The organism is Xanthomonas arboricola, assembly GCF_003353015.1.
In the GTDB taxonomy this organism is placed as follows: Bacteria; Pseudomonadota; Gammaproteobacteria; order Xanthomonadales; family Xanthomonadaceae; genus Xanthomonas; species Xanthomonas arboricola_E.
Genome location: NZ_QREM01000006.1, coordinates 1 through 355, shown reverse-complemented (window position 1 = coordinate 355; position 355 = coordinate 1). Strand labels below are relative to the sequence as shown.

At 63.9% G+C, this 355-nt stretch carries 1 protein-coding gene; it reads right to left on the bottom strand.

The window, feature by feature from the left end; translation table 11 throughout:
* Nucleotides 1-63: 63 nt before the first annotated feature.
* On the bottom strand, nucleotides 64-355 hold a 292-nt coding region (locus tag C0541_RS03435; protein WP_115045756.1), incomplete at its 5' end, for a DUF2946 family protein.

The following is a 355-nucleotide window of genomic DNA, read 5'->3' as shown; positions in this document are numbered from 1 at the left end:
CAAAGCACGTAAAACGCAGCCAGCCGTGAGCAACGCCCGCGCTGACTCACTCACTCAGCGTGTTCAGGCCTGCAGCGGTGGGCCACGTGGCGTATGCGCGCGCCGTCGCCCCTTGATGGACCCTGGCGCCACGGTTCCTTCGCTGGGAACGGCCGCGCGCAGTAACGGGAACACCAGCAAGACGACCAACAGCCACGGCAATAGTCTTGCCGAGAGCACGCAGTAATCGCAGGCCAATGCTCCATGCGCTGCTCCATGATCTTCGTGGTGCATGACGCCCGGCCAGGCATCCACTGCTGCACTGTTGATGCTCGCCAGGCTTTCGCCGCCAGCGATCTTGGCACGCAACAGCACC